At 71.0% G+C, this 20,269-nt stretch carries 20 protein-coding genes; 6 read left to right on the forward strand and 14 right to left on the reverse strand.

What is annotated here, in order from left to right; all coding sequences use genetic code 11:
* The 8 genes from E4O86_RS17200 to E4O86_RS17235 all read right to left on the reverse strand — a co-directional run.
* On the reverse strand, nt 1-1,364 hold a 1,364-nt coding region (locus tag E4O86_RS17200), incomplete at its 3' end, for a 2Fe-2S iron-sulfur cluster-binding protein (RefSeq protein ID WP_161141804.1).
* 38 nt (nt 1,365-1,402) lie between these two features.
* Nucleotides 1,403-1,687 carry a sarcosine oxidase subunit delta gene (locus E4O86_RS17205; RefSeq protein ID WP_161141787.1) on the reverse strand — a complete coding sequence of 95 codons (285 nt, stop codon included), beginning with the start codon at nt 1,685-1,687 and terminating at the stop codon, nt 1,403-1,405.
* A gap of 9 nt (nt 1,688-1,696) precedes the next feature.
* On the reverse strand, nt 1,697-2,947 hold the full coding sequence (locus tag E4O86_RS17210) for a sarcosine oxidase subunit beta family protein (protein WP_161141788.1): 1,251 nt from the start codon (nt 2,945-2,947) through the stop codon (nt 1,697-1,699).
* Between the two features lie 4 nt (nt 2,948-2,951).
* Nucleotides 2,952-4,250 carry a type III glutamate--ammonia ligase gene (gene glnT / locus E4O86_RS17215; protein ID WP_161141789.1) on the reverse strand — a complete coding sequence of 433 codons (1,299 nt, stop codon included), beginning with the start codon at nt 4,248-4,250 and terminating at the stop codon, nt 2,952-2,954.
* Nucleotides 4,251-4,321: 71 nt separating this feature from the next.
* The gene (locus tag E4O86_RS17220) at nt 4,322-5,656 is read right to left on the reverse strand and encodes an FMN-binding glutamate synthase family protein (RefSeq protein WP_161141790.1); all 1,335 of its coding nucleotides are present in this window, start codon (nt 5,654-5,656) and stop codon (nt 4,322-4,324) included.
* A gap of 12 nt (nt 5,657-5,668) precedes the next feature.
* Nucleotides 5,669-6,358, reverse strand: coding sequence for a GltB/FmdC/FwdC-like GXGXG domain-containing protein (locus E4O86_RS17225; RefSeq protein ID WP_161141791.1), 690 nt, complete (start codon nt 6,356-6,358; stop codon nt 5,669-5,671).
* Complete coding sequence (locus E4O86_RS17230) at nt 6,358-7,254, reverse strand: class II glutamine amidotransferase (protein WP_161141792.1); 897 nt, start codon at nt 7,252-7,254, stop codon at nt 6,358-6,360. Before E4O86_RS17230 ends, E4O86_RS17225 begins: the two co-directional genes overlap by 1 nt.
* A 154-nt stretch (nt 7,255-7,408) precedes the next feature.
* Nucleotides 7,409-7,789, reverse strand: a complete 381-nt coding sequence (locus E4O86_RS17235) for a winged helix-turn-helix transcriptional regulator (RefSeq protein ID WP_161141793.1) — start codon at nt 7,787-7,789, stop codon at nt 7,409-7,411.
* An 86-nt stretch (nt 7,790-7,875) separates the two neighbouring features.
* On the opposite strand from E4O86_RS17235, the gene E4O86_RS17240 reads away from it, so the two are divergent.
* Both E4O86_RS17240 and E4O86_RS17245 read left to right on the forward strand, forming a co-directional pair.
* Nucleotides 7,876-8,469, forward strand: coding sequence for an NADPH-dependent FMN reductase (locus E4O86_RS17240; RefSeq protein ID WP_161141794.1), 594 nt, complete (start codon nt 7,876-7,878; stop codon nt 8,467-8,469).
* An 801-nt stretch (nt 8,470-9,270) separates the two neighbouring features.
* Nucleotides 9,271-9,561: a GIY-YIG nuclease family protein gene (locus E4O86_RS17245; protein ID WP_161141795.1), complete on the forward strand. Its 291-nt coding sequence runs from the start codon at nt 9,271-9,273 to the stop codon at nt 9,559-9,561.
* 1,006 nt (nt 9,562-10,567) lie between these two features.
* Here E4O86_RS17245 and E4O86_RS17250 read toward each other — a convergent pair.
* The 4 genes from E4O86_RS17250 to E4O86_RS17265 all read right to left on the reverse strand — a co-directional run bounded on the left by E4O86_RS17250 (nt 10,568) and on the right by E4O86_RS17265 (nt 14,526).
* On the reverse strand, nt 10,568-11,212 hold the full coding sequence (locus E4O86_RS17250; protein WP_161141805.1) for a helix-turn-helix domain-containing protein: 645 nt from the start codon (nt 11,210-11,212) through the stop codon (nt 10,568-10,570).
* Nucleotides 11,213-11,312: 100 nt separating this feature from the next.
* Nucleotides 11,313-12,518, reverse strand: a complete 1,206-nt coding sequence (locus E4O86_RS17255; RefSeq protein ID WP_161141796.1) for an ABC transporter permease — start codon at nt 12,516-12,518, stop codon at nt 11,313-11,315.
* A complete protein-coding gene (locus tag E4O86_RS17260) occupies nt 12,518-13,225 on the reverse strand; it encodes an ABC transporter ATP-binding protein (RefSeq protein ID WP_161141797.1) in 708 nt (235 codons plus the stop codon). Before E4O86_RS17260 ends, E4O86_RS17255 begins: the two co-directional genes overlap by 1 nt.
* Before the next feature lie 8 nt (nt 13,226-13,233).
* A complete protein-coding gene (locus tag E4O86_RS17265; RefSeq protein ID WP_161141798.1) occupies nt 13,234-14,526 on the reverse strand; it encodes an efflux RND transporter periplasmic adaptor subunit in 1,293 nt (430 codons plus the stop codon).
* A gap of 252 nt (nt 14,527-14,778) precedes the next feature.
* Between E4O86_RS17265 and E4O86_RS17270 the strand changes: the two genes are divergently transcribed.
* Nucleotides 14,779-15,471, forward strand: a complete 693-nt coding sequence (locus tag E4O86_RS17270) for a class I SAM-dependent methyltransferase (protein ID WP_246206461.1) — start codon at nt 14,779-14,781, stop codon at nt 15,469-15,471.
* 37 nt (nt 15,472-15,508) lie between these two features.
* On the opposite strand, the gene E4O86_RS17275 is transcribed toward E4O86_RS17270, so the two are convergent.
* Both E4O86_RS17275 and E4O86_RS17280 read right to left on the reverse strand, forming a co-directional pair.
* The gene (locus E4O86_RS17275; protein ID WP_161141799.1) at nt 15,509-16,507 is read right to left on the reverse strand and encodes a Gfo/Idh/MocA family protein; all 999 of its coding nucleotides are present in this window, start codon (nt 16,505-16,507) and stop codon (nt 15,509-15,511) included.
* 80 nt (nt 16,508-16,587) lie between these two features.
* A complete protein-coding gene (locus E4O86_RS17280) occupies nt 16,588-17,589 on the reverse strand; it encodes a LysR family transcriptional regulator (RefSeq protein WP_161141800.1) in 1,002 nt (333 codons plus the stop codon).
* 81 nt (nt 17,590-17,670) lie between these two features.
* Between E4O86_RS17280 and E4O86_RS17285 the strand changes: the two genes are divergently transcribed.
* The 3 genes from E4O86_RS17285 (at nt 17,671) to E4O86_RS17295 (ending at nt 20,248) form a co-directional block, all read left to right on the forward strand.
* Nucleotides 17,671-18,777, forward strand: coding sequence for an LLM class flavin-dependent oxidoreductase (locus E4O86_RS17285; RefSeq protein ID WP_161141801.1), 1,107 nt, complete (start codon nt 17,671-17,673; stop codon nt 18,775-18,777).
* Between the two features lie 76 nt (nt 18,778-18,853).
* The gene (locus E4O86_RS17290) at nt 18,854-19,378 is read left to right on the forward strand and encodes a flavin reductase family protein (protein WP_161141802.1); all 525 of its coding nucleotides are present in this window, start codon (nt 18,854-18,856) and stop codon (nt 19,376-19,378) included.
* Nucleotides 19,379-19,420: 42 nt separating this feature from the next.
* Complete coding sequence (locus tag E4O86_RS17295; RefSeq protein ID WP_161141803.1) at nt 19,421-20,248, forward strand: beta-keto acid cleavage family enzyme; 828 nt, start codon at nt 19,421-19,423, stop codon at nt 20,246-20,248.
* The last annotated feature ends 21 nt before the right edge of the window (nt 20,249-20,269 follow it).

Genomic DNA, 20,269 nt, shown 5'->3' on the forward strand with positions numbered 1-20,269 from the left:
AGCGCCGGCCGGCCCGCCGCCGCGCCGGCGGCCGCCATCCCCGGCGGCGGCGCGCCCGGAACGAAGGCGGCGATCGTCTCGTCCCAGACCGGCCGGCCGCCGAGATGGCAGGCGAGGTGGACCTGCGGGTTCCAGCCGTTCGACATGGCGAGGAGATCGCAGCCGATCCGCTCCGCGCGCCCCGCCCCGTCCCGCACCTCGATCGCGGAGAGGCCGCGCCGGCCGTGCGTCCCGACCACCATGCCGCCCGCGAAGACGCGCGCGCCGGCGCGCCGGGCGAGGTCGAGAAGCGCCGGGGCGATCTCCGGCCGCGGATCGACGATCGCGGCGACCCTGACCCCCGCGGCTGCGAGGTCCGCGACGGTGCGCCAGCCGTCGTCGGCCGTCGTCAGGACCACCGCCGTCAGCCCGGCCGCCACGCCGAAGCGGTTGAGATAGCTCCGCACCGCGCCGGCGAGCATCACGCCCGGCCGGTCGTTGCCGTCGAAGACGAGCGGCCGCTCCGTCGCGCCGGCGGCGAGCACCGCCCGCTTCGCCGCGATCCGCCAGCTCCGCTGGCGCGCCATGTGCGGCGGCGGGACGGGAAAATGGTCGGCGACGCGCTCGAGCGCGCCGTAGGTGCCGCCGTCATAGACGCCGAAGATCGTCGTCCGGCGCATCAGCCGGACCTCGGGCAGCGATTCGAGCTCCGCGACCGTCTCCGCGAGCCAGTCGAGCGCCGGCCGGCCGCCGATCTCGCGCCGCTCGGCGAGGAGCCGGCCGCCGGGCCGGAAGTCCTCGTCGCAGAGGATCACGCGGGCACCCGCGCGCCCCGCCGCGAGCGCCGCCGCGAGCCCCGCCGGGCCGCCGCCGATCACCAGCACGTCGCAGAAGGCGAAGGCCTTCTCGTAATGGTCGGGATCGGGCGCGCCCGCCGCCCGGCCGAGCCCGGCGGCGCGCCGGATCGCGGGCTCGTAGAGCTTCTCCCAGGCCGCTTTCGGCCACATGAAGGTCTTGTAGTAGAAGCCCGCATGCATCAGCGGCGCGAAAGGCCGGGTCGCGGACAGGAGATCCCATTCGAGCGAGGGCCAGCGATTCTGGCTCGCCGCGGCCAGCCCGTCATAGAGCTCCGTCACGCTCGCGCGCGTGTTCGGCTCGCGCCGCGCGCCGGTCCTGAGTTCCACCAGCGCGTTCGGCTCCTCCGGCCCGGCGGCGAGCACGCCGCGCGGGCGGTGGTACTTGAAGGAGCGGCCGAAAAGGCGGACGCCGTTCGCGAGCAGCGCCGAGGCGAGCGTGTCGCCGGCGAGCCCCTCATAGTCCCGCCCGTCGAAGCGGAAACGGAGCGGCCGTGCCGGATCGACCGCGCTCCCCGCCGCGATCCGCATCGAGAGCGCGGCGTCTCGCGCCCGCTGGTGCGGCGTCTTCACCGGCCGTCCCCGCCGTCGCCTTGCGCCGCGGCGCGCGCGTCCGCCACGGCGAGGATCTCGTGCGTGCGGGTGTCGCGCGTCACCACCAGCCAGGTCCGGCAGCCGGCGCCGTGGTGCCAGAACTCGCGGTGCGGGCCGGCCGGGTTGTTGCGGAGATAGACGTAGTCGAACATCGCCTCGGCCGAGGCGCCGGGCCCGTCCGGCCGGCGCTTGGTGGCGTCGCCCAGATAGCCGAATTCCTGGGCGTCGCGCTCACCGCAATGCGGGCATCTGATGCGCATGGTCCGCCTTCACTGGAGGTTGGGCTGCGCGCCGGCGCCGCGCTCGTCGATCACGTGACCGGTCGCGAAGCGGTCGAGGCGGAGCGCGGCGGCGGCCGGGTGCGGCTCGTCGCGCCCGATGAGATGGGCGAAGCACCAGCCGGAGGCCGGCGTCGCCTTGAAGCCGCCGTAGCACCAGCCCGCATTCAGGTAGAGCCCTTCGACGGGCGTGCGGTCGATGATCGGCGAGCCGTCCATCGTCATGTCCATGACGCCGCCCCAGTGGCGCAGCACCCGGAGCCGTCCGAGCCCGGGCCAGATCGCCATGCCGCATTCCATGACGTCCTCGATCGTCGGCAGGTTGCCGCGCTGGGCATAGGAATTGTAGCCGTCGAGATCGCCGCCGAAGACCAGCCCGCCTTTGTCCGACTGGCTGATGTAGAAATGGCCGCTGCCGAAGGTGACGACGCAGTCGATCGCGGGCTTCAGCCCTTCCGAGACGAAGGCCTGCAGCACGTGGCTCTCGATCGGCAGCCTGAGGCCCGCCATGTCGGCGAGCTTCGTCGTGGACCCGGCGACGGCGAGCCCCACCTTCCCCGCGCCGATGAAGCCGCGGCTGGTCTCCACCCCCTTCACCCGGCCGGCCTCGATGCGGATGCCGGTCACCTCGCAGTTCTGGATCAGGTCGACGCCTCTCCGGTCCGCCCCGCGCGCAAAACCCCAGGCGACGGCGTCGTGCCGGGCCGTGCCGCCGCGGCGCTGCAGCAGGCCGCCTCTGATCGGGAAGCGCCCGTTCTCGAAGTCGAGGAACGGCGCGAGCGCGCGCACGCCGTCGCGGTCGAGGAGTTCGGCGTCGACGCCGTGGAGCCGCATGGCGTTGCCGCGCCGGGCATAGGCGTCGCGCTGCGCGTCCGAATGGTAGAGGTTCAGCACGCCGCGCTGGCTCACCATGGCGTTGTAGTTGAAGTCCTGCTCCAGCCCCTCCCACAGCTTCATCGACCATTCGTAGAAGGGGATGTTGCCGGGGAGCAGGTAGTTGGAGCGGATGATCGTGGTGTTGCGGCCGATATTGCCGGAGCCGAGCCAGCCCTTCTCGAGGACCGCCACGTTGGCGAGGCCGTGGACCTTCGCGAGGTAGTAGGCGGTGGCGAGGCCGCCCCCGCCGCCGCCCACGATCACCACGTCGTAGGCGGGCTTCGGCTCCGGCTCGCGCCAGACCGGCTCCCGGGCGGCGTTGCCCCGGAAGGCCTCGGCGAGGAGCGCGAGAGCGGAATAGCGCATCGGCTCAGCAATCGAGCGTGGTGTCGCGCTCCCATTGCGTCAGGTGGCGCGAATAGGCGTTCCATTCGTCGGTCTTCAGCTTCAGGTAGGCCGGCACGAAGGGCCCGAGCGCATCCGTCAGCACGTCCGAGGCTTCGAGCGCGCGGAGCGCGTCGAGGAGGTTGAGCGGCAGCTTCTTCACCCCGTTCACCATGTGGCCGTCCGTGTACATGTTGATGTCGAGCCGCTTGCCCGGCTCGCGCTTGTTGCCGATGCCGTCGAGCCCGGCCGCGAGGATCCCCGCCTGCAGGAGGTAGGGGTTCGCCGCGCCGTCGGCGAGCCGGAGCTCGAAGCGCCCGCCCTCCGGCACGCGCACCATATGCGTGCGGTTGTTGCCCGACCAGGTCACCGAATTGGGCGACCAGGTCGCGCCGGAGACCGTCCGCGGCGCGTTGATGCGCTTGTAGGAGTTCACGGTCGGGTTGAAGAGCGCGCAGAGCGCGTCGGCCGAATGGATCACGCCGCCGAGAAAGGCATAGCCGAGCTGGGAGACGCCGAGCTCGCCCGCGCGGTCGTGGAAGACGTTCTCCTTGCCCTTCCAGAGCGAGACATGGGCATGGCAGCCATTGCCGGTCAGCGTCTCGAACGGCTTCGGCATGAAGGTCGCGCGATAGCCGTGCTTCTCGGCGATCGCCTTCACCATGTACTTGAAGAAGGCGTGGCGGTCGGCCGTGACGAGCGCGTCGTCATAGTGCCAGTTCATCTCGAACTGGCCGTTCGCGTCCTCGTGGTCGTTCTGGTAGGGCATCCAGCCGAGATCGAGCATGGCATCGCAGATCTCGCTGATGACCTCGTAGCGCCGCATCAGCGCGGACTGGTCGTAGCAGGGCTTGGCCTGCCGGTCGGCCATGTCGGAGATGCCGGTCCCGTCCGGATTGACCAGGAAGAACTCGCACTCCACCCCGCTCTTCATGGTGTAGCCGAGCTCGGCCGCGCGCGCCGTGAGCCGCTTCAGCACGTTCCGCGGCGCATGCTCGACGAGCTTGCCGTCCATCCAGAGATCGGCGGCGAGCCAGCCCACTTCCGGCTTCCAAGGGAGCTGGACGAGGCTCTCCGCATCGGGCACCGCGAACGTGTCGGGATCGGCCGGCGTCATGTCGAGCCAGGTCGCGAAGCCGGCGAAGCCCGCGCCGTTCCGCGCCATCTCCCCGATCGCCGCGGCCGGCACCAGCTTCGCGCGCTGCGTCCCGAAGAGATCCGTGTAGGAGATCAGGAAATATCTGATGCCGCGCTCTTTGGCGGACTTCTCGAGATCGACTGCCATTCACCTCCCCCGCTCGCGTGTGACAGGCGTCTCCTCCGGCAGCCGGGTCTTCCGCCCCGCCGCCCCTCCCCTCAGAAGCTCGATCGTCCCGGAATCCAGTCGGTGCCGGCAAGCGGCACGCGCGCCATGGCCGCCGCCTCGATGGTGAGCGCCACCAGATCCTCCGGCTCCAGATTGTGCAGATGGCTCTTGCCGCAGGCGCGCGCGATCGTCTGCGCCTCGAGCGTGAGCACCGCGAGATAGTTGGCGAGCCGGCGGCCGGCCTTCACCGGATCGAGCCGCGCCGCGAGCGCCGGGTCCTGCGTGGTGATGCCGGCCGGGTCGCGGCCCTCGTGCCAGTCGTCGTAGGCGCCGGCCGTCGTGCCGAGCTTCTCGTATTCCGCCTCGAGCCGCGGATCGTTGTCGCCGAGCGCGATCAGCGCGGCCGTCCCGATCGCGACCGCGTCCGCGCCGAGCGCGAGCGCCTTGGCCACGTCCGCGCCGTTGCGGATGCCGCCGGAGACGACGAGCTGCACCTTGCGGTGCATGCCGAGGTCCTGCAGCGCCTGCACCGCGGGGCGGATCGAGGCGAGGATCGGCAGCCCCACATGCTCGATGAAGATCTCCTGGGTCGCCGCCGTCCCGCCCTGCATGCCGTCGAGCACGACCACGTCCGCGCCGGCCTTAACGGCGAGCGCCGTATCGTAATAGGGCCGGCTCGCGCCGACCTTCACGTAGATCGGCTTCTCCCAGTCGGTGATCTCGCGGATCTCCTCGATCTTGATCTCGAGGTCGTCCGGCCCGGTCCAGTCGGGATGGCGGCAGGCCGAGCGCTGGTCGATCCCCTCCGGCAGGTCGCGCATCTCGGCGACGCGCGCAGAGATCTTCTGGCCGAGCAGCATGCCGCCGCCGCCGGGCTTGGCGCCCTGCCCGACGACGATCTCCACCGCGTCGGCGGCGCGCAGGTCGTCAGGGTTCATGCCGTAGCGCGAGGGCAGCACCTGATAGACGAGCGTCTTCGAATGCCCGCGCTCCTCCCGCGTCATGCCGCCGTCGCCCGTCGTGGTGCTGGTGCCGGCCGCCGTCGCGCCGCGGCCGAGCGCCTCCTTCGCCTGCGCGGAGAGCGCGCCGAAGCTCATGCCGGCGATCGTCACCGGGATGCGGAGGCGGATCGGCGTCTTCGCGAAGCGCGTTCCGAGCACCACGTCCGTGCCGCAGCGCTCGCGGTAGCCCTCGAGCGGATAGCGCGAGATCGAGGCGCCGAGGAACAGGAGGTCGTCGAAATGCGGCAGCCTCCGCTTCGAGCCGCCGCCGCGTATGTCGTAGATCCCGGTCGCGGCGGCGCGCTGGATCTCCGAGATCGTGTAGGGGTCGAAGGTGGCCGAGAAGCGCGGTCTCGTATGCGCGGCCGGGGGCATCGGATCCATCAAGCGGGCCGTTCAGTAGGCGTCGGCGTTGTCGACGTGGAAATGGTAGAGGCGCCGCGCCGAGCCGTAGAGGCGGAACTCGTCGGGCGAGGCGGCGCCGTAGAGGCCCGCCCGTTGCAGGAGGCCGGCGAGCAGGCCGCGCTCCTCCGCGCCCATCGCCTTCTCGACGCAGTCCGCGCCGAGGCTCTTCACCGCGCCGCGCACGAAGAGGCGCGCCTCGTAGATCGAATCGCCGAGCGTCTCGCCGGCATCGCCGAAGACGACGAGGTTGCCGCGCTGCGCCATGAAGGCGCTCATCGGGCCGATCGAGCCCTTCACGACGATGTCGATGCCCTTCATGGAGATGCCGCAGCGCGCCGCCGCGCTGCCCTCGATGACGAGGAGCCCGCCGCGGCCGGTCGCCCCGGCCGACTGGCTGGCGTCGCCCTTCACGCGGATTTCGCCCGACATCATGTTCTCGGCGACGCCGGTCCCGGCATTGCCGTCGACCACGATCGTCGCGCGCTTGTTCATGCCGCCGCAATAATAGCCGACATGGCCCCTGATCTCGACCGTCACCGGCGCGTCGAGGCCGGCCGCGATGGCGTGGCCGCCTTCCGGGTTGGCGACCTGCCAGTGCGTCTCGTTGGTGTCGGGCGGCAGAGCGTGGAGCATCGCGTTGAGCGCGCGCCGGCTCGTCGCCGCGAGGTCGACCACCGGCATCAGTGCCGCTGCCAGGCATAGACGGTCGCCGGCTCGGGCTCGAAGAGATGCGCCGCCTCGATGCCCGGCAGCCCGGCGAGCGCGCGGTATTCCGAGCCGAAGGCCACGTAATCGTCGGTCTCCGCCATCACGGCCGGCTTGCAGGAGATCGGGTCGCGCAGCACCGCGAAGCCCGATTCCGTGCCGACCACGAAGGTGTAGAAGCCGTCGAGGTCGGAAAGCGCCGCCTCGAGCGCCTCGCCGAGGCTCGCGCCCTCGCGCATGCGCCAGGTGAGGTAGCCGGCCGCCACCTCGCTGTCGTTCTCCGTCGCGAAGGCGATCCCCTCGCGCAGGAGCACGCGGCGGACATTGTTGTGGTTGGAGAGCGAGCCGTTATGGACGAGGCACTGGTCCGGCCCGGTCGAGAACGGATGCGCGCCGGCCGTCGTCACCGCCGATTCCGTCGCCATCCGGGTATGGCCGATGCCGTGCGTGCCGGCCATGGCGGCGAGGCCGAAATCCTCCGCCACGCGCGTCGGCAGCCCGACCTCCTTGTAGAGCTCCATCCGCCGGCCGGTTCCGACGACCTGCAGTTCGTCCGGCCGCGCGGCGATCGCCCGCGCCGCCGGCTCGGCCATGTCCGAGGGAACCGAGATCACGAGATGGGTGCGGCGCTGCGTGACCTGCACCGGCATGCGGATCTCGGCGGCGAAGGCCTCCACGAAGGGACGCGAATCGCCCGCTCCGGTCATCCGCAGCGTGAGCTTGACGTGGTCCGGCTCGCCGGCGCCGTAGACGGCGAAGCCGGCGCTGTCCGGCCCGCGGTCGCTGAGCACGCCGAGCATGCCGGCGAGATGGGCGCCGAGCGCCGGCTCGAGCGCGGGATTCTTCAGGAAGAGGCCGACGATGCCGCACATCGGGGAGAGGCTCCGGACTGCCCGCGGACCTTAGCCAGGGGCGCCCTCGCGGTCAATTGTGAAGAAGGATATTTTCTTCACGAGAAACCATTGCCCACGGAACGCCCGACGCGGGGCTCGCTTCGGCCGCCCCTCCCGCTGCGGCCCGGGCGCCTCACGGGCCGGCGGAGCCGGCCTCTCCGTCGAAGCGCCGGCGCGCGGCGTCGACGCGCTCGCGGTTGGCGACGGCCCAGTCGCCGAGCGCCCGGACCGGGACGAGGAGATCGCGGCCGAGCTCGGTCAGCTCGTATTCAACCCGCGGCGGCACGCTCGGAAACACCGTCCGCGTGCAGAAGCCGTCGCGCTCGAGCGTGCGCAGCGTGGTCGTCAGCATCTTCTGCGAGATGCCGTCGACCGCCCGCCGGAGCTCGCTGAAGCGCATCGGCCCGTTGCCGAGCAGGCTCACCACCAGGACGGTCCACTTGTCCCCGACCCGGGCGAGGATCTCGCTGACCGACTGGCATTCGTTGGTGAGCCTGAAGTGCCTAGGTTTCAAAAAAGTGCCTCCTTGCGGCTCGTGTCCGGTTACTCATATTGCGCTACGCACCGTTGGAAACCACCCCTCATTTCCAGGAGCTAGCAATGCCGACACCCAGGCTCGCAGTGATCATCGGAAGCATCCGGCCGAACCGCTTCGCCGACCACCCGGCCGCGTGGATCGCCGAGATCGCGCGCAAGCGCGGCGATTTCGACGTCGAGATCGTCGACCTCAAGGACTATCCGATGCCGATCTTCGCCGAGGCCGTCTCGCCGGCCTACGGGCCGTCCGAGGATCCGGTCGCCCGCCGCTGGCAGAGCAAGATCGCCGAGTTCGACGCCTATGTCATCCTCGCCGCCGAATACGGCCGCGGGCCGACCGGCGCCCTCAAGAACGCGCTCGACTACAGCTTCAAGGAATGGAACAACAAGCCGGTCTCCTTCGTGGGCTATGGCGGCGTCGGCGGCGCGCGCGCGGTCGAGCAGCTCCGGCTGAATGCGATCGAGCTCCAGATGGCGCCGATCCGCACGGCGGTGCACATCCAGCTGCCGGTCTATCTGGCGGTGGCGAAGGAAGGAAAGTCGCTCGCGGAGTTCGACTTCCTCAACCAGAACGCCGAGGACATGCTGGACCAGCTCGCCTGGTGGGCCGGCGCGCTCAAGGCGGCGCGGCAGGAATCCGCGCGCCTCGCCGCGTAGCGCAAGGCGGCAAGGCCGGCAGGGCATCGGCGGCCCGGTCTGTGCCGGCCGTGCCGCTCCGGCGTTTGCCGCCTGTTCCGGTCCGACGTTTTGCCGCCTGTTCCGTTCCGGGCCCCTGCCGGTTGTTCTGTCGTCCTGCCCGGGCTTGACCCGGGCATCCAGGCGGCACCTGGGCCGCCACTCTGCTCCTGGATCGCCGGGTCGAGCCCGGCAATGTCGACAGCGGGGAGGAGACGACGACGGAGAGGGAGGCGGGGCCGGAGAGTGTTCTGGGGCGCCGTTGTCTGGCCGTGCCGTTGCTCTATTCCGGCGTTTGCCGCTTGTTCCGCTCCGGCGTTTTGCCGCCTGTTCCGTTTCCGGCCCCTGCCGCTTGCTCTGTCGTCCTGCCCGGGCTTGACCCGGGCATCCAGCGGCGCCTGGGCCGCCGCTCTGCTTCTGGGTCGCCGGGTCGAGCCCGGCGATGACGACAGCGGGGAGGAGACGACGACGGAGAGGGAGGCGAGGCGGCGGGATCGCGTCCGCAAGGCAGCCGCTTGTTCTGTCGTCCTGCCCGGGCTTGACCCGGGCATCCAGGCGGCGCCCGGGCCGCCACTCTGCTGACGACGGTGAGGGAGGCGAGGCGGTGCCCGGTCCGCCGCTCCGTTTCTGGATCGCCGGGTCGAGCCCGGCGATGACGACAGGGGGGAGGAGACGACGACGGAGAGGAAGGCGAGGCGGCGGGAGCGCATCCTCAAGGCAGCGGCATTTTCTGTCGTCCTGCCCGGGCTTGACCCGGGCATCCAGGCGGCGCGGGATATCGCCATGCGCGGCTACACCTATCTTCTCGCGTCGCGGAAGAACGGCACGCTCTATTGCGGCGTGACGAGCGACCTGCCGCGGCGGATCTGGGAACACAAGGAGGGCGTCACGGGCGGCTTCACGAGCCGCTACGGCGTCACGCTCCTCGTCTGGTACGAGGAGTTCCCCTGGGTGGTCGACGCGATCCGGCGCGAGAAGGCGATCAAGTCGTGGCCGCGCGCCTGGAAGATCGCGCTGATCGAGGCCGAAAACCCGGATTGGCGGGATCGTTCCGCGGAGCTCGTGATGTTCTGAGGCGCCGTTGGCAGGCCGTGCCGGCGCCGCCCGTTCCGATCCGGCATTTGCCGCTTGTTCCGTTCCGGCGTTTGCCGCCTGTTCCGTTCCGGGCCCCTGCCGCTTGCTCTGTCGTCCTGCCCGGGCTTGACCCGGGCATCAAGGCGGCGCCTGGGCCGCCGCTCTGCCGATGACGACGGAGAGGCGGTGCCGGTCCGCCGCTCTGCTCCTGGATCGCCGGGTCGAGCCCGGCGATGACGACGGTGGGGAGGAGAGGACGACGGAGAGGGAGGCGGGGCGGCGGGATCGCATCGTCAGGGCAGCGGCATTTTCTGTCGTCCTGCCCGGGCTTGACCCGGGCATCCAGGCGGTGCCCGGTCCGCCGCTCCGTTTCTGGATCGCCGGGTCGAGCCCGGCGATGACGACAGCGGGGAGGCGATGACGACAGTGGGAGGCGAGGCGGCGGGATCACATCCCCAAGGCAGCGGCATTTTCTGTCGTCCTGCCCGGGCTTGACCCGGGCATCCAGGCGGCGTTTGGCCGCTGCTCCGTTTCTGGATCGCCGGATCAAGTCCGGCGATGACGACGGAGAGGGAGGAAACGACGACGGACAGGGAGGCGAGGCGGCGCCGGTCCGCTGCTCCGTTTCTGGATCGCCGGATCAAGTCCGGCAATGACGACGGAGAGGGAGGAAACGACGACGGACAGGGAGGCGAGGCGGCGGGAGCGCATCCTCAAAGCAGCGGCATTTTCTGTCGTCCTGCCCGGGCTTGACCCGGGCATCCAGGCGGTGCCCGGGCCGCCGCTCCGTTTCTGGATCGCCGGATCAAGTCCGGCGATGACGACGGAGAGGGAGGAAACGACGATGGAGAGGGAGGCGAAGCGGCGCCTGGGCCGCCGCTCTGCTCCTGGGTCGCCGGGTCGAGCCCGGCGATGACGACAGGGGGGGCGACGACGACAGTGGGAAGGAGACGAGGACGGACAGGGAGGATGCGCCAGCTTCCGCTCGAGCCGCGACTGCCCGTCCTCACGTCCGGCTGCGCTCGTAGACGATGATCGAAAGATAGCTGCAGGGCAGCTCCGTCAGTTCCTCCGGCCCGTGCGCCGCGGCGGAATCGAAGAGAAGCGCGTCGCCGGGCGTGAGGCGGTAGCTCTCGCCGGCATGGCGGTAGGAGACCTCGCCGGTCAGCATGTAGATGAACTCGATCCCGGCATGCTGGAAGCCGGCATAGGGCTTCGCGTTCTCGCGCAGCGTGATGAGATAGGGCTCCACCACCACGTCGCCGCCGAGCACATGGCCGAGCAGCGAATAGACGTGCCCGGCCTTCGTGCCGCGGCGCTCGATCACCACGCCCTGCCCGGCATGGACGAACGAGCAGTCGCGCTGCTCCTCGGCGGCGGCGAAGAGCGCGGCGATCGGAACCCCGAGCGCCGTCGCGAGCGCCTGGATGGTGGAGAGCGAGGGCGAGATCTGGCCGTTCTCGATCTTCGACATCATGCCGGTCGAGATGCCGGCCGCGCCGGCGAGATCCGCGACCGAAAGGTCGTGGCTCCGGCGCATCTGCCGGATCTGGCGCCCGAGGGCGTGCTCGAGCGCCCGCTCGGCCGTCGGCGGCGCGCTCGAGCCGGTGGCGAGATCGGCGGCTTCGGTGTCGGTCCTGGCGCGCGGCAGTTCCGGGCTCCTCCTTCTCCGCTGCGGCGGTGCGCAGCCGGCTGCGAGGATGGGCCCTAACCCGGCCGGAGCGCAACAGGATGCGCCCGGCGCCGGCCGCTCATTCGTGGCGGAGCGCCTCGATCGGATCGAGCCGCGCCGCGCGCCGGGCCGGGAAGAAGCCGAAGACGATCCCGATCAGCGCGGAGAAGCCGAAGGCGACGAGCACGATCCGCATGTCGACCATGAACGGCACCCGCATCCCCTGCGCCGCGAGCCATGCCAGGCCCAGGCCGAGCGCGATGCCGGCGAGCCCGCCGAAGAGCGAGAGCACCGCCGCCTCGACCAGGAACTGCGTCAGCACCTGGCCCTCGAGCGCGCCGATCGCGAGCCTGATGCCGATCTCGCGCGTGCGCTCCGTCACCGAGACCAGCATGATGTTCATGATGCCGATGCCGCCGACGAGAAGGCTCACCGCCGCCACGGCGCCGAGCAGCGCGGTCAGCACGACGGTCGTGCCGGTGATGGTCTGGACCAGTTCCTTCATGTCGCGGACGGTGAAGTCGTCGTCCTCGCCGGGTCCGATCTGCCGCCGTTCGCGCAGGAGCAGCTCCACGTCGCCCTGCACCTTGGCGGTGTCCACGCCGTCGCGCGCCGAAAGCAGGATGGTCGCAATGTCGGAGGATCCGATGAGGCGCCTCTGGACGGCGCGCAGCGGCATGATGACGACGTCGTCCTGGTCCATGCCCGTGCTCGACTGGCCCTTGGCCGCGAGCGCCCCGATCACCTCGCAGGAGACGTTCTTCACCCGGATGCGCGCGCCGAGCGCGTCGGCATCGCCGAAGAGGCTCGTGCGGACGGTCTCGCCGAGCAGGCAGACCGCGCGCCCGGCGCGGACTTCGCTGTCCAGGAACGCGCGTCCGGCCGCAATCTCCCAGTCCTGCGCCACGATCAGCCCGGCGTCGCTGCCGGTGATCGTGGTCTGGCGGCTCTCGCCGCCATAGATCACCGTCGCCGAGGTCTGCGCCACCGGCGCCACCGCCTGGAGCGACGGGATCTGGGTCCTCAGCGCCTCCACGTCGCGGGCGTTGAAGGACTTGGCGTCGACGCTCGCCCGCCCCGGACCGAACTGGCCCGGCCGGACGAAGAGGAGGTTGTTGCCGAGCTTGGCGAGGTCGGCGCTGATCTTCGCCGTGGTGCCGTTGCCGATCGTGACCATCGCGATGACGGCGGCGACGCCGATCACGATGCCGAGCACGGTGAGCGAGGAACGGAGCGCGTTGCGCCGGATCGCCAGGACAGCCAGCCTGAAGGTCTCGAACAGCATCAGGCGGCGTCCCTGGTGAGGCCGTCCGATTCCACCAGGCCGTCGCGGAACACGATCTTCCGGCCGGCATAGGCGGCGACGTCCGGCTCGTGCGTGACCATGACCACGCTGATGCCCTGCTCGCGGTTGAGGCTCGCGACGAGCTCCATGATCTCGTAGCTCGTCTTCGTGTCGAGATTGCCGGTGGGCTCGTCGGCGAGCAGCACGTCCGGGCCGGTGACGAGCGCGCGCGCGATGGCGACGCGCTGCTGCTGTCCGCCCGAAAGCTCGGCCGAGCTGTGGCGCTCGCGGCCGGCGAGGCCGACCCGGGCGAGCGCGTCGGCGGCGAGCGCGCGCCGCTCGTCCGGCGGCGTGCCGCGGTAGAGGAGCGGCAGTTCGACATTCTCGAGCGCGGTCGTCCGCGGCAGCAGGTTGAAGCCCTGGAAGACGAAGCCGAGGAAGTTCCGCCTGAGCAGCGTGCGCTGGCGGCGGCCGAGGCTTCCGACCGAGATGCCCTTGAAGAGGTACTGGCCGGAGGTCGGCGTGTCGAGGCAGCCGACGATGTTCATCGCGGTCGACTTGCCGGAGCCCGACGGGCCCATGATCGCGACGAATTCGCCCTCCTCGATCACGAGGTCGACCCCGGAAAGCGCCTCGACGGCAGCCTCGCCGGAACCGTAGATCTTCCGGACGTCGCGGAATTCGATGAGCGGCGGGGCGTCTGCCATCGCTGCGCTCAGCCCTGGTTCGCGCTGTCGACGATCACCCGCTCCGCAGGCTCGAGCGCCCCTTTCGTTATCTCGGTCTCGCGTCCGTCCGTCGCCCCGACGGAGACCGGCACCGCGGCCGGCGCGCCGTCCCGCAGCACCCAGACGGTCCGTTCCGAGCCGGTGGTGCTGTCGGGGCGGGCGGGCGCACGGAAGGAAGGCATCGGCATCAGGCGCTGCAGGAAGGTGCGGCTCGAACCCTGGTCGGCCGTCTGCGGCGGCGCGTAGCGGAGCGCGGCATTCGGCACGAGGAGGGCATCCGGGACCTCCTCCACCACGATGTCGGCGGTCGCCGTCATGCCGGGACGGAGCAGCAGGTCGGCATTGTCGACGTTGAGCACGGCCTTGTAGGTCACGACGCCCTGCACCGTCTCCGGCGCGTAGCGGATCGTCCGGATGTCGGCGGGAAAGGTCCGCTCGGGATAGGCGTCCACCGTGAACGTCGCCTTCTGGCCGACCGCGAGCTGGCCGACATCGGCTTCGTCGACATCGACCTGGAGCTCCATCTCCTTCAGGTCCTCCGCGATCGTGAAGAGCACCGGCGCCTGCAGCGAGGCGGCCACGGTCGCGCCGGGATCGACGCTTCGGGTCAGCACCACCCCGCCGATCGGCGAGACGATCTTGGCCTTGGCGAGATTGGCTTCGCTGATGGTGAGCTCCGCGCGCGCGACGTCGATCTGGGCGCGCGCGCTCTCGAGCGCGGCCTCGGCGCGGTCGGCCGCGGCCTTCGCCGATTCGTACTCCTGCCTGGAGGTCACCTGGCGGTCGGACAGCGATTTCGCCCGCGCGAGCATCGCCTGCTTCTCCGCAACGGTTGCCGCGGCCTCGGCGACCGAGGCTTCCGCCACCTTCAGCTTCGCCCGGTTGTTCTCGACCGTGGCGGCGAGCTTGTCCGTGTCGAGCTCGGCCAGCACGTCGCCCGCCCTCACCGGGCTGTTATAGTCCACGTTGACCGACCGGACGGTGCCGGAGAGCTCGCTCGAGACATCGACCTGGTTCGTCGGCTGGACCGAGCCCGTCGCGCTCACCTTCACCGTCAGCGCGCCGCGATGGACCGGCTCGGTCGTGTAGACCACCCTCTCGCCGCCGCCGCCCCAGAACAGATAGGCGCCGGCGCCGCCGGCGATCGCCAGGATCGCGACGGCCCACGGCACGAACCGCCGCAGCCGGTGGCCGGCGGACCGGCCCGTCTCGTCGAGCCCGAGCGCCGCCCGGACATCGCGCGTCCCCGGCCGCGGCTCGCCCTCCGGTACCTTCAGCATCGCGGCCTCGCCTCGCGCCAGATCACATGACCAAACTGCGCCCCGCGACAGGAATGGGCACTGATCTGGGTCAAAGCATGGCCGGCTCAGCGCCGGACCGGTCCGGCGCATGGCCGCGATCTCCTCCGCCGGTTCCGCGCAGGCCGCGTCCGCGACGCCCTCGGACGAACCGACATCGAAGCGTCATTGGAGCGTCACCTCCCCCGGCAATATCCGGGACCGGCACGGCTTCGACTCATCGGAGGAGCGGACATGACAATGCGGGGCTTGTCGGAAGACACCTATCGGAGCCGCGATCTCGACCGCGCGACGGTCACGCGCGCCTATGCCGGCTGGGCGCCCGTCTACGACGTCATCTGCGGGCCGGTCTTCCTGCACGGCCGCCGCGCCGCCGTCGCCGCCGCCAACCGCGCGGGCGGCCGGGTGCTCGAGATCGGCGTCGGGACCGGCCTCTCGCTCTCCGAATACGACGAGGACCGGACGAGCGTCGTCGGCATCGACATCAGCCCGGAAATGCTCGCCAAGGCGCAGGCGCGCCGGACCAGGGAGCGGCTACGCCACGTCGACGGGCTCTACGTCATGGACGCGCACGAGCTCGCCTTCCCGGACGCGACCTTCAACAGCGCCGTCTGCCAGTTCGTCATCACGCTCGTCGAGAACCCGGAGCGCGTCCTCTCCGAATGCGCGCGCGTCGTCCGTCCCGGCGGCGAGCTCATCCTGATGAGCCACCTCTATTCGGAGCGGGGCGCCGCCGCCGCCGCCGAGCGCTGGCTCGCCCGCCGCACCCGCGCGATCGGGCTGCGCCCCGAATTCCCCTTCGCGCGCCTGCAGAACTGGGCCGAGACCCATGGCGGCGTCGAGCTCGTCGAGCGCAGGCCCGTGCGGCCCTTCTATACGTTGGTGCGGATGCGCGTGGTCGGCCGGCCCGACGCGGCCGCGCACTGATCGCGCGCCGGAGGCCGCCGCCGCGGAGCCCCGCCGCTCACGGCAGGCGCACCACGGCGAGGTCGCGGGCCGACCTGGTGACGGCCTCGAGCACCTCGATGTTGTGGATCTTCTCCGCGTTCGTATAGGGATAGGCGGCCCGGCCCTCGATCGCGGCGGCGAACGCCTCCAGGTTGGCGAGCACCGCGTCGTTCCAGTCGAAGGTCCGCGTCTCCGGTCCGGCGCCGCCGCTCCGCTGCAGCACGAAATGGGTCCTGCCGCCCGGCGTGTCGGGATGCGTCTCGTTGCGCGCCTCCGCCCAGGCGTCGGAGCCGAGCACCTGGTAGCGCATGTAGTGCGGCGTCTTCAGGACGGCACTCAGCGTCGCGGTCATGCCCGCCTCGAAGCCGAGCTGCACCGTCACGACGTCGCCCGTCTCCCAGCCGAGCACGCGGTCGGCGGTGAGCGCGGAGACGGTGGCGACCCGGCCGAACATCCAGATGTAGAGATCCGTCAGGTGGATGCCCATGCCGGTCATGCCCGCCGCCGGCGCGGAGGCCGACATCCGCCGCCAGTCCCCCTCCGGGACGCCGATCAGCTTGTCGTGGCTGAACGCCGATTCGGCGTGCATCACGGTCCCGAGGGCGCCGTCGCGCACCAGCCGGGCGATCTCCTGCATGGCGGGTTCGAAGCGGCGCTCGTGGCCGATGCCGAGGACGACGCCCGCCGCCCGGCATGCCGCCACCGACCGCGCCGCGCTCGCCCCGTCCAGCCCGAGCGGCTTCTCGCAGAAGACGTGCTTTCCGGCCGCCGCCGCGGCCGCGACCTGCGCCTCGTGGAGCGTGTTCGGCGTGGTCAGGATGACGGCGTCGATGGCCGGATCGGCGAGCGCCGCATCGAGGCTCGCGACCGTCCGGTATCCCTCGCCGGCCGCCTCCGCCGCGCGCGCGGGCGAAGGCTCCACCACATAGCCGAGGCGGAGCGCCTTCGCCTGCGCGAGCCGCTGCGAAATGTGCCGTCCCCACCAGCCGAACCCGGCCACCGCGCACGTGATCATGATCGCCTCCCTGCATGGACCGGGGCGCAACCTATGGGGGCCGCGCCGCCGGCGGAAGCGAATTCGGACGGCCCGGACCGCTATCCCGGACGATCGGCGAAGGCGGCCGCCGGGCCTTCCGCATCCTCCGCGGCTGTCGGTCCGGCGAGCGAATCGCGCCAGCGTTCGGCGATCCGCCACGCCTCCTTCTTCAGGAGGTCGGCGAAGAGCTGCGCCGCGTCCGACATCACGCGCCGCGCCGGCTCGATGACGACGAAGTCCGAATAGAGGTCGGGGTCGGCGAGCGGCCGGATCGCGTAGCGCTCGCCGCCGCGGTCGTTGCCGAGGAGGACGGCGGGCAGCACCGTCACCCAGTCCGACTGCGCGACGAGCTCGAGCGTGCCGATCATCGCGTCAAACTCGATCCGCCTCGCGATCGCCACCGCGTTGGTGAGGAAATAGGATTCGAGCGTCGTGCGGCGCGTGTTGCCCTCGCCCGGCAGGACCATCTTGAGCGGACCGAGCTCCGCGAGCCGGACCGGCGTCAGATGGCCGCCGATCGGGCCGTCCGCCGCCGCCACCAGCATCTCGCGGTCGCGCATCAGCCGGGAGACCGTGAGCCCGGTGGCGCCCCGGAAGGCCGGCACCACGGCGAAATCGAGCGCCGCCGCCCGCACCATGTCGGTCAGCACGCCCGAATAGGCCTCGGTGATGAAGACCTCGGTCCGCACCGCCATCTCGGTGAAGGCGGCGAGCGCGGGGGCGAGCGCCGCCCGCGTGAAGGTCGGCAGGAGCCCGATCCGGACCTGGCCGGGGCAGTCGAGCCCGCTCGCCGAGGCGGCCTGCGTCGCGCGCTCGAGATGGCGCAGGATCGACACGCATTCCTGGTAGTAGCGGTGCCCGGTCGCGGTCGGGATCACCTCGCGCCCCACCCGCTCGAAGAGCGGAACGCCGAGTTCCTCCTCGAGCTGGCGCACGTGCTGCGACATGCCGGATTGCGTCGCCCCCTCGCGGACCGAGGCGGCCGTGAACGACCGCTCCTCGTAGACGGCCAGGAAGCAGCGGAGCTGGCGCAGCGAAAGCATCGCGGAATAATGAAACATGATGCTTAAGATCACAACATATCATTTTTTCTGGTCGCGCCGAGCGGTTAGCCTCCACCGGCAGACAAATGGGAGCGGCACATGCAACTCGGCTTCTTCACGATGCCGATCCACCCGGTCGACAAGGACTGGCGAGTGAGCCTCGCGGAGGATCGGGAGGCCTTCATCCTTGCCGACGAGCTCGGATTCGCGGAGGGCTATTGCGGCGAGCACGTGACCGACCGCGCCGAGAACATCACCTCATGCGCCATGTTCCTCGCCTGGATCGGCAGCTCCATCAGACGGATGCGGCTCGGCACCGGCACCATTAACATGCCGAACAGCCATCCGGCCGCCGTCGCCGCGCAGATCGCGATGCTCGACCACATGCTCGAGGGCCGGCTGAACTTCGGCATCAGTCCGGGCGGCCTGCTTTCCGACGCCGAGGCGTTCGGCAACCTCGATGCCGACCGCAACGCCATGCTGGTCGAGGGCATCAACATGATCCTCGACATCTGGAAAAGCGAGCCGCCCTACAATCTCGAGGGGAAGTTCTGGCGCGTCTCGACCGAGCGCACGATGATGCCGGAGATCGGCCAGGGCTTCATCGCCCGGCCGCTGCAGGCGCCGCACCCGCCGATCGTCGTGATGGTGGCGGCGCCGTTCTCCAAGGGCGTGACCGAGGCGGCGGCGCGCGGCTGGTGCGCCGTCTCGGCGAACTTCCTGATGCCGAAATGGGCGGCGTCGCACTGGCCGAAATATGTCGAGGGCTGCGAGCGGGTCGGGCGGAAGGCGGACCCGGCGGACTGGCGCGTGGCGAAGAGCGTGTTCGTCGCCGACGATCTGGCCACGGCGCGCGACTACGCGCTCGGCCCGCAGAGCCCGTACCGCTTCTATTACAGCCAGCTCCTCACCAAGTTGAAGAAGGGCGGCCGGGGCAACCTCTTCAAGGAGGACCAGTCGATGTCCGACGACGAGGTCACGCTCGATTACGTCATGGACCGGCTGGTCATCTGGGGGACGCCGGACAAGGTGGCCGACGACATCCTCGCCTTCCGGGAGGAGGTGGGCGATTTCGGGACGCTCCTCTATGCGGGCAAGGACTGGGCGGACCGCGAGCTCGCGAGGCGCTCCATGATCCTCCTCGCGGAGCAGGCGCTGCCCCGGGTCAACGCCGCGACCGGCGGGACGGCGGAGGCGGCGGAATAGGGAGGCCGCGGGAATGGACGGGGCGCGCGCCTCGCCCGCGCTCCAGGTCCGGAACGGACGGCACCGGAGGGCCCTGATGGCGAAGGCCGCACGCGAGACGGGCAGGACCGGCATCGATCCGAGGCAGCTCCGCGATGTCCTCGGCGCCTTCGCGACGGGCGTCGTGGTGGTGACGACGCAGCGCCGGGACGGCGAACCCGTCGGGCTCACGGTCAACTCGTTCAATTCGGTCTCGCTCGACCCTCCCCTCATCCTCTGGAGCCTCTCGCTCGCGGCGCCGAGCCTCCCCGCCTTCCGCTCCCACGATTTCTTCGGGATCAACATCCTCTCCGAGCGCCAGCGCGAGCTCTGCGTGCGCTTCGCCAGGCCCGCGGCGGACAAGTTCGCCGGCGTCCGCTTCGACCGCTCGGTCGGCGGCACGCCCCTCCTCCACGATGCCGCCGCCCATCTCGTCTGCCGCACCTATGCGCGCTATCCCGGCGGCGACCACGAGATCTATGTCGGCGAGGTGCTCTCGATCGAGGACTTCGCGCGGCCGCCGCTCGTCTTCCATCAGGGGAGCTTCCGACGGCTCGCCGACATGATAGAGCACGAGGGCTGAGGCCGCCCGGCCTTCGATCGATCCCGCTTCCGACAGGCTGACATGGACCCGCTTCTCATCATGGTCGCGCCGAACGGGGCGCGCCGCACCAAGTCCGACCATCCGGCGCTCCCGATCGGCCCGGCCGACCTCGCGGAGACCGCCGCCGCCTGCCATGCGGCCGGCGCGGGCGCGATCCACGTCCATGTGCGCGACGAGGCCGGCCGCCATTGCCTCGACCGCGCCCGCTACGAGGAGGCGTTCGCCGCGATCCGCGCGCGCGTCGGCGACGACATGGTGCTGCAGGCGACGACGGAGGCGGTCGGGCGCTTTTCGCCGGCGGACCAGATGGCGGCGGTCCGGCAGCTCGAGCCGCGCGCCGTCTCGATCGCGGTGCGCGAGCTCTTCGCCGAGGGCGAGGACGAGCCGCGGCGCTTCCTCGAATGGGCGGCGCGGCAGGCCGTTGCGATCCAGTGGATCCTCTACGATTCCGGCGACTTCCGGCGCTATCTCGAGCTCGTGCGGCTGGGCGCCATCCCCGCCGCGGAACCGGGAAACGTGCTCTTCGTGCTGGGCCGCTACGCGGTCGGCCAGGAGAGCAGCCCGGCGGACCTCGAGCCCTATCTGCGGATCCTGCGCGAGGAAGGCGAGGAAGGCCGGCTCACCTGGTCGATCTGCGCCTTCGGGCGCGGCGAGACCGCGGCGCTGCGGGCCGCCATGGAGGCGGGCGGCCATCTCCGGGTCGGCTTCGAGAACTCGCTGTGGGAGCCCGACGGAAGCGTCGCCGCCGACAATGCCGCGCGCGTCCGCATGATCGCGGAACTCGCCCGCGCCGCCGGCCGCCGCCTCGCCACCGGCGCCGAGGCGCGCGCGATCCTCGGCGTCGCCTGAGCCTCGAGCGCCCGCCGGCGG

The organism is Propylenella binzhouense, from assembly GCF_009866965.1.
In the GTDB taxonomy this organism is placed as follows: Bacteria; Pseudomonadota; Alphaproteobacteria; order Rhizobiales; family Afifellaceae; genus Propylenella; species Propylenella binzhouense.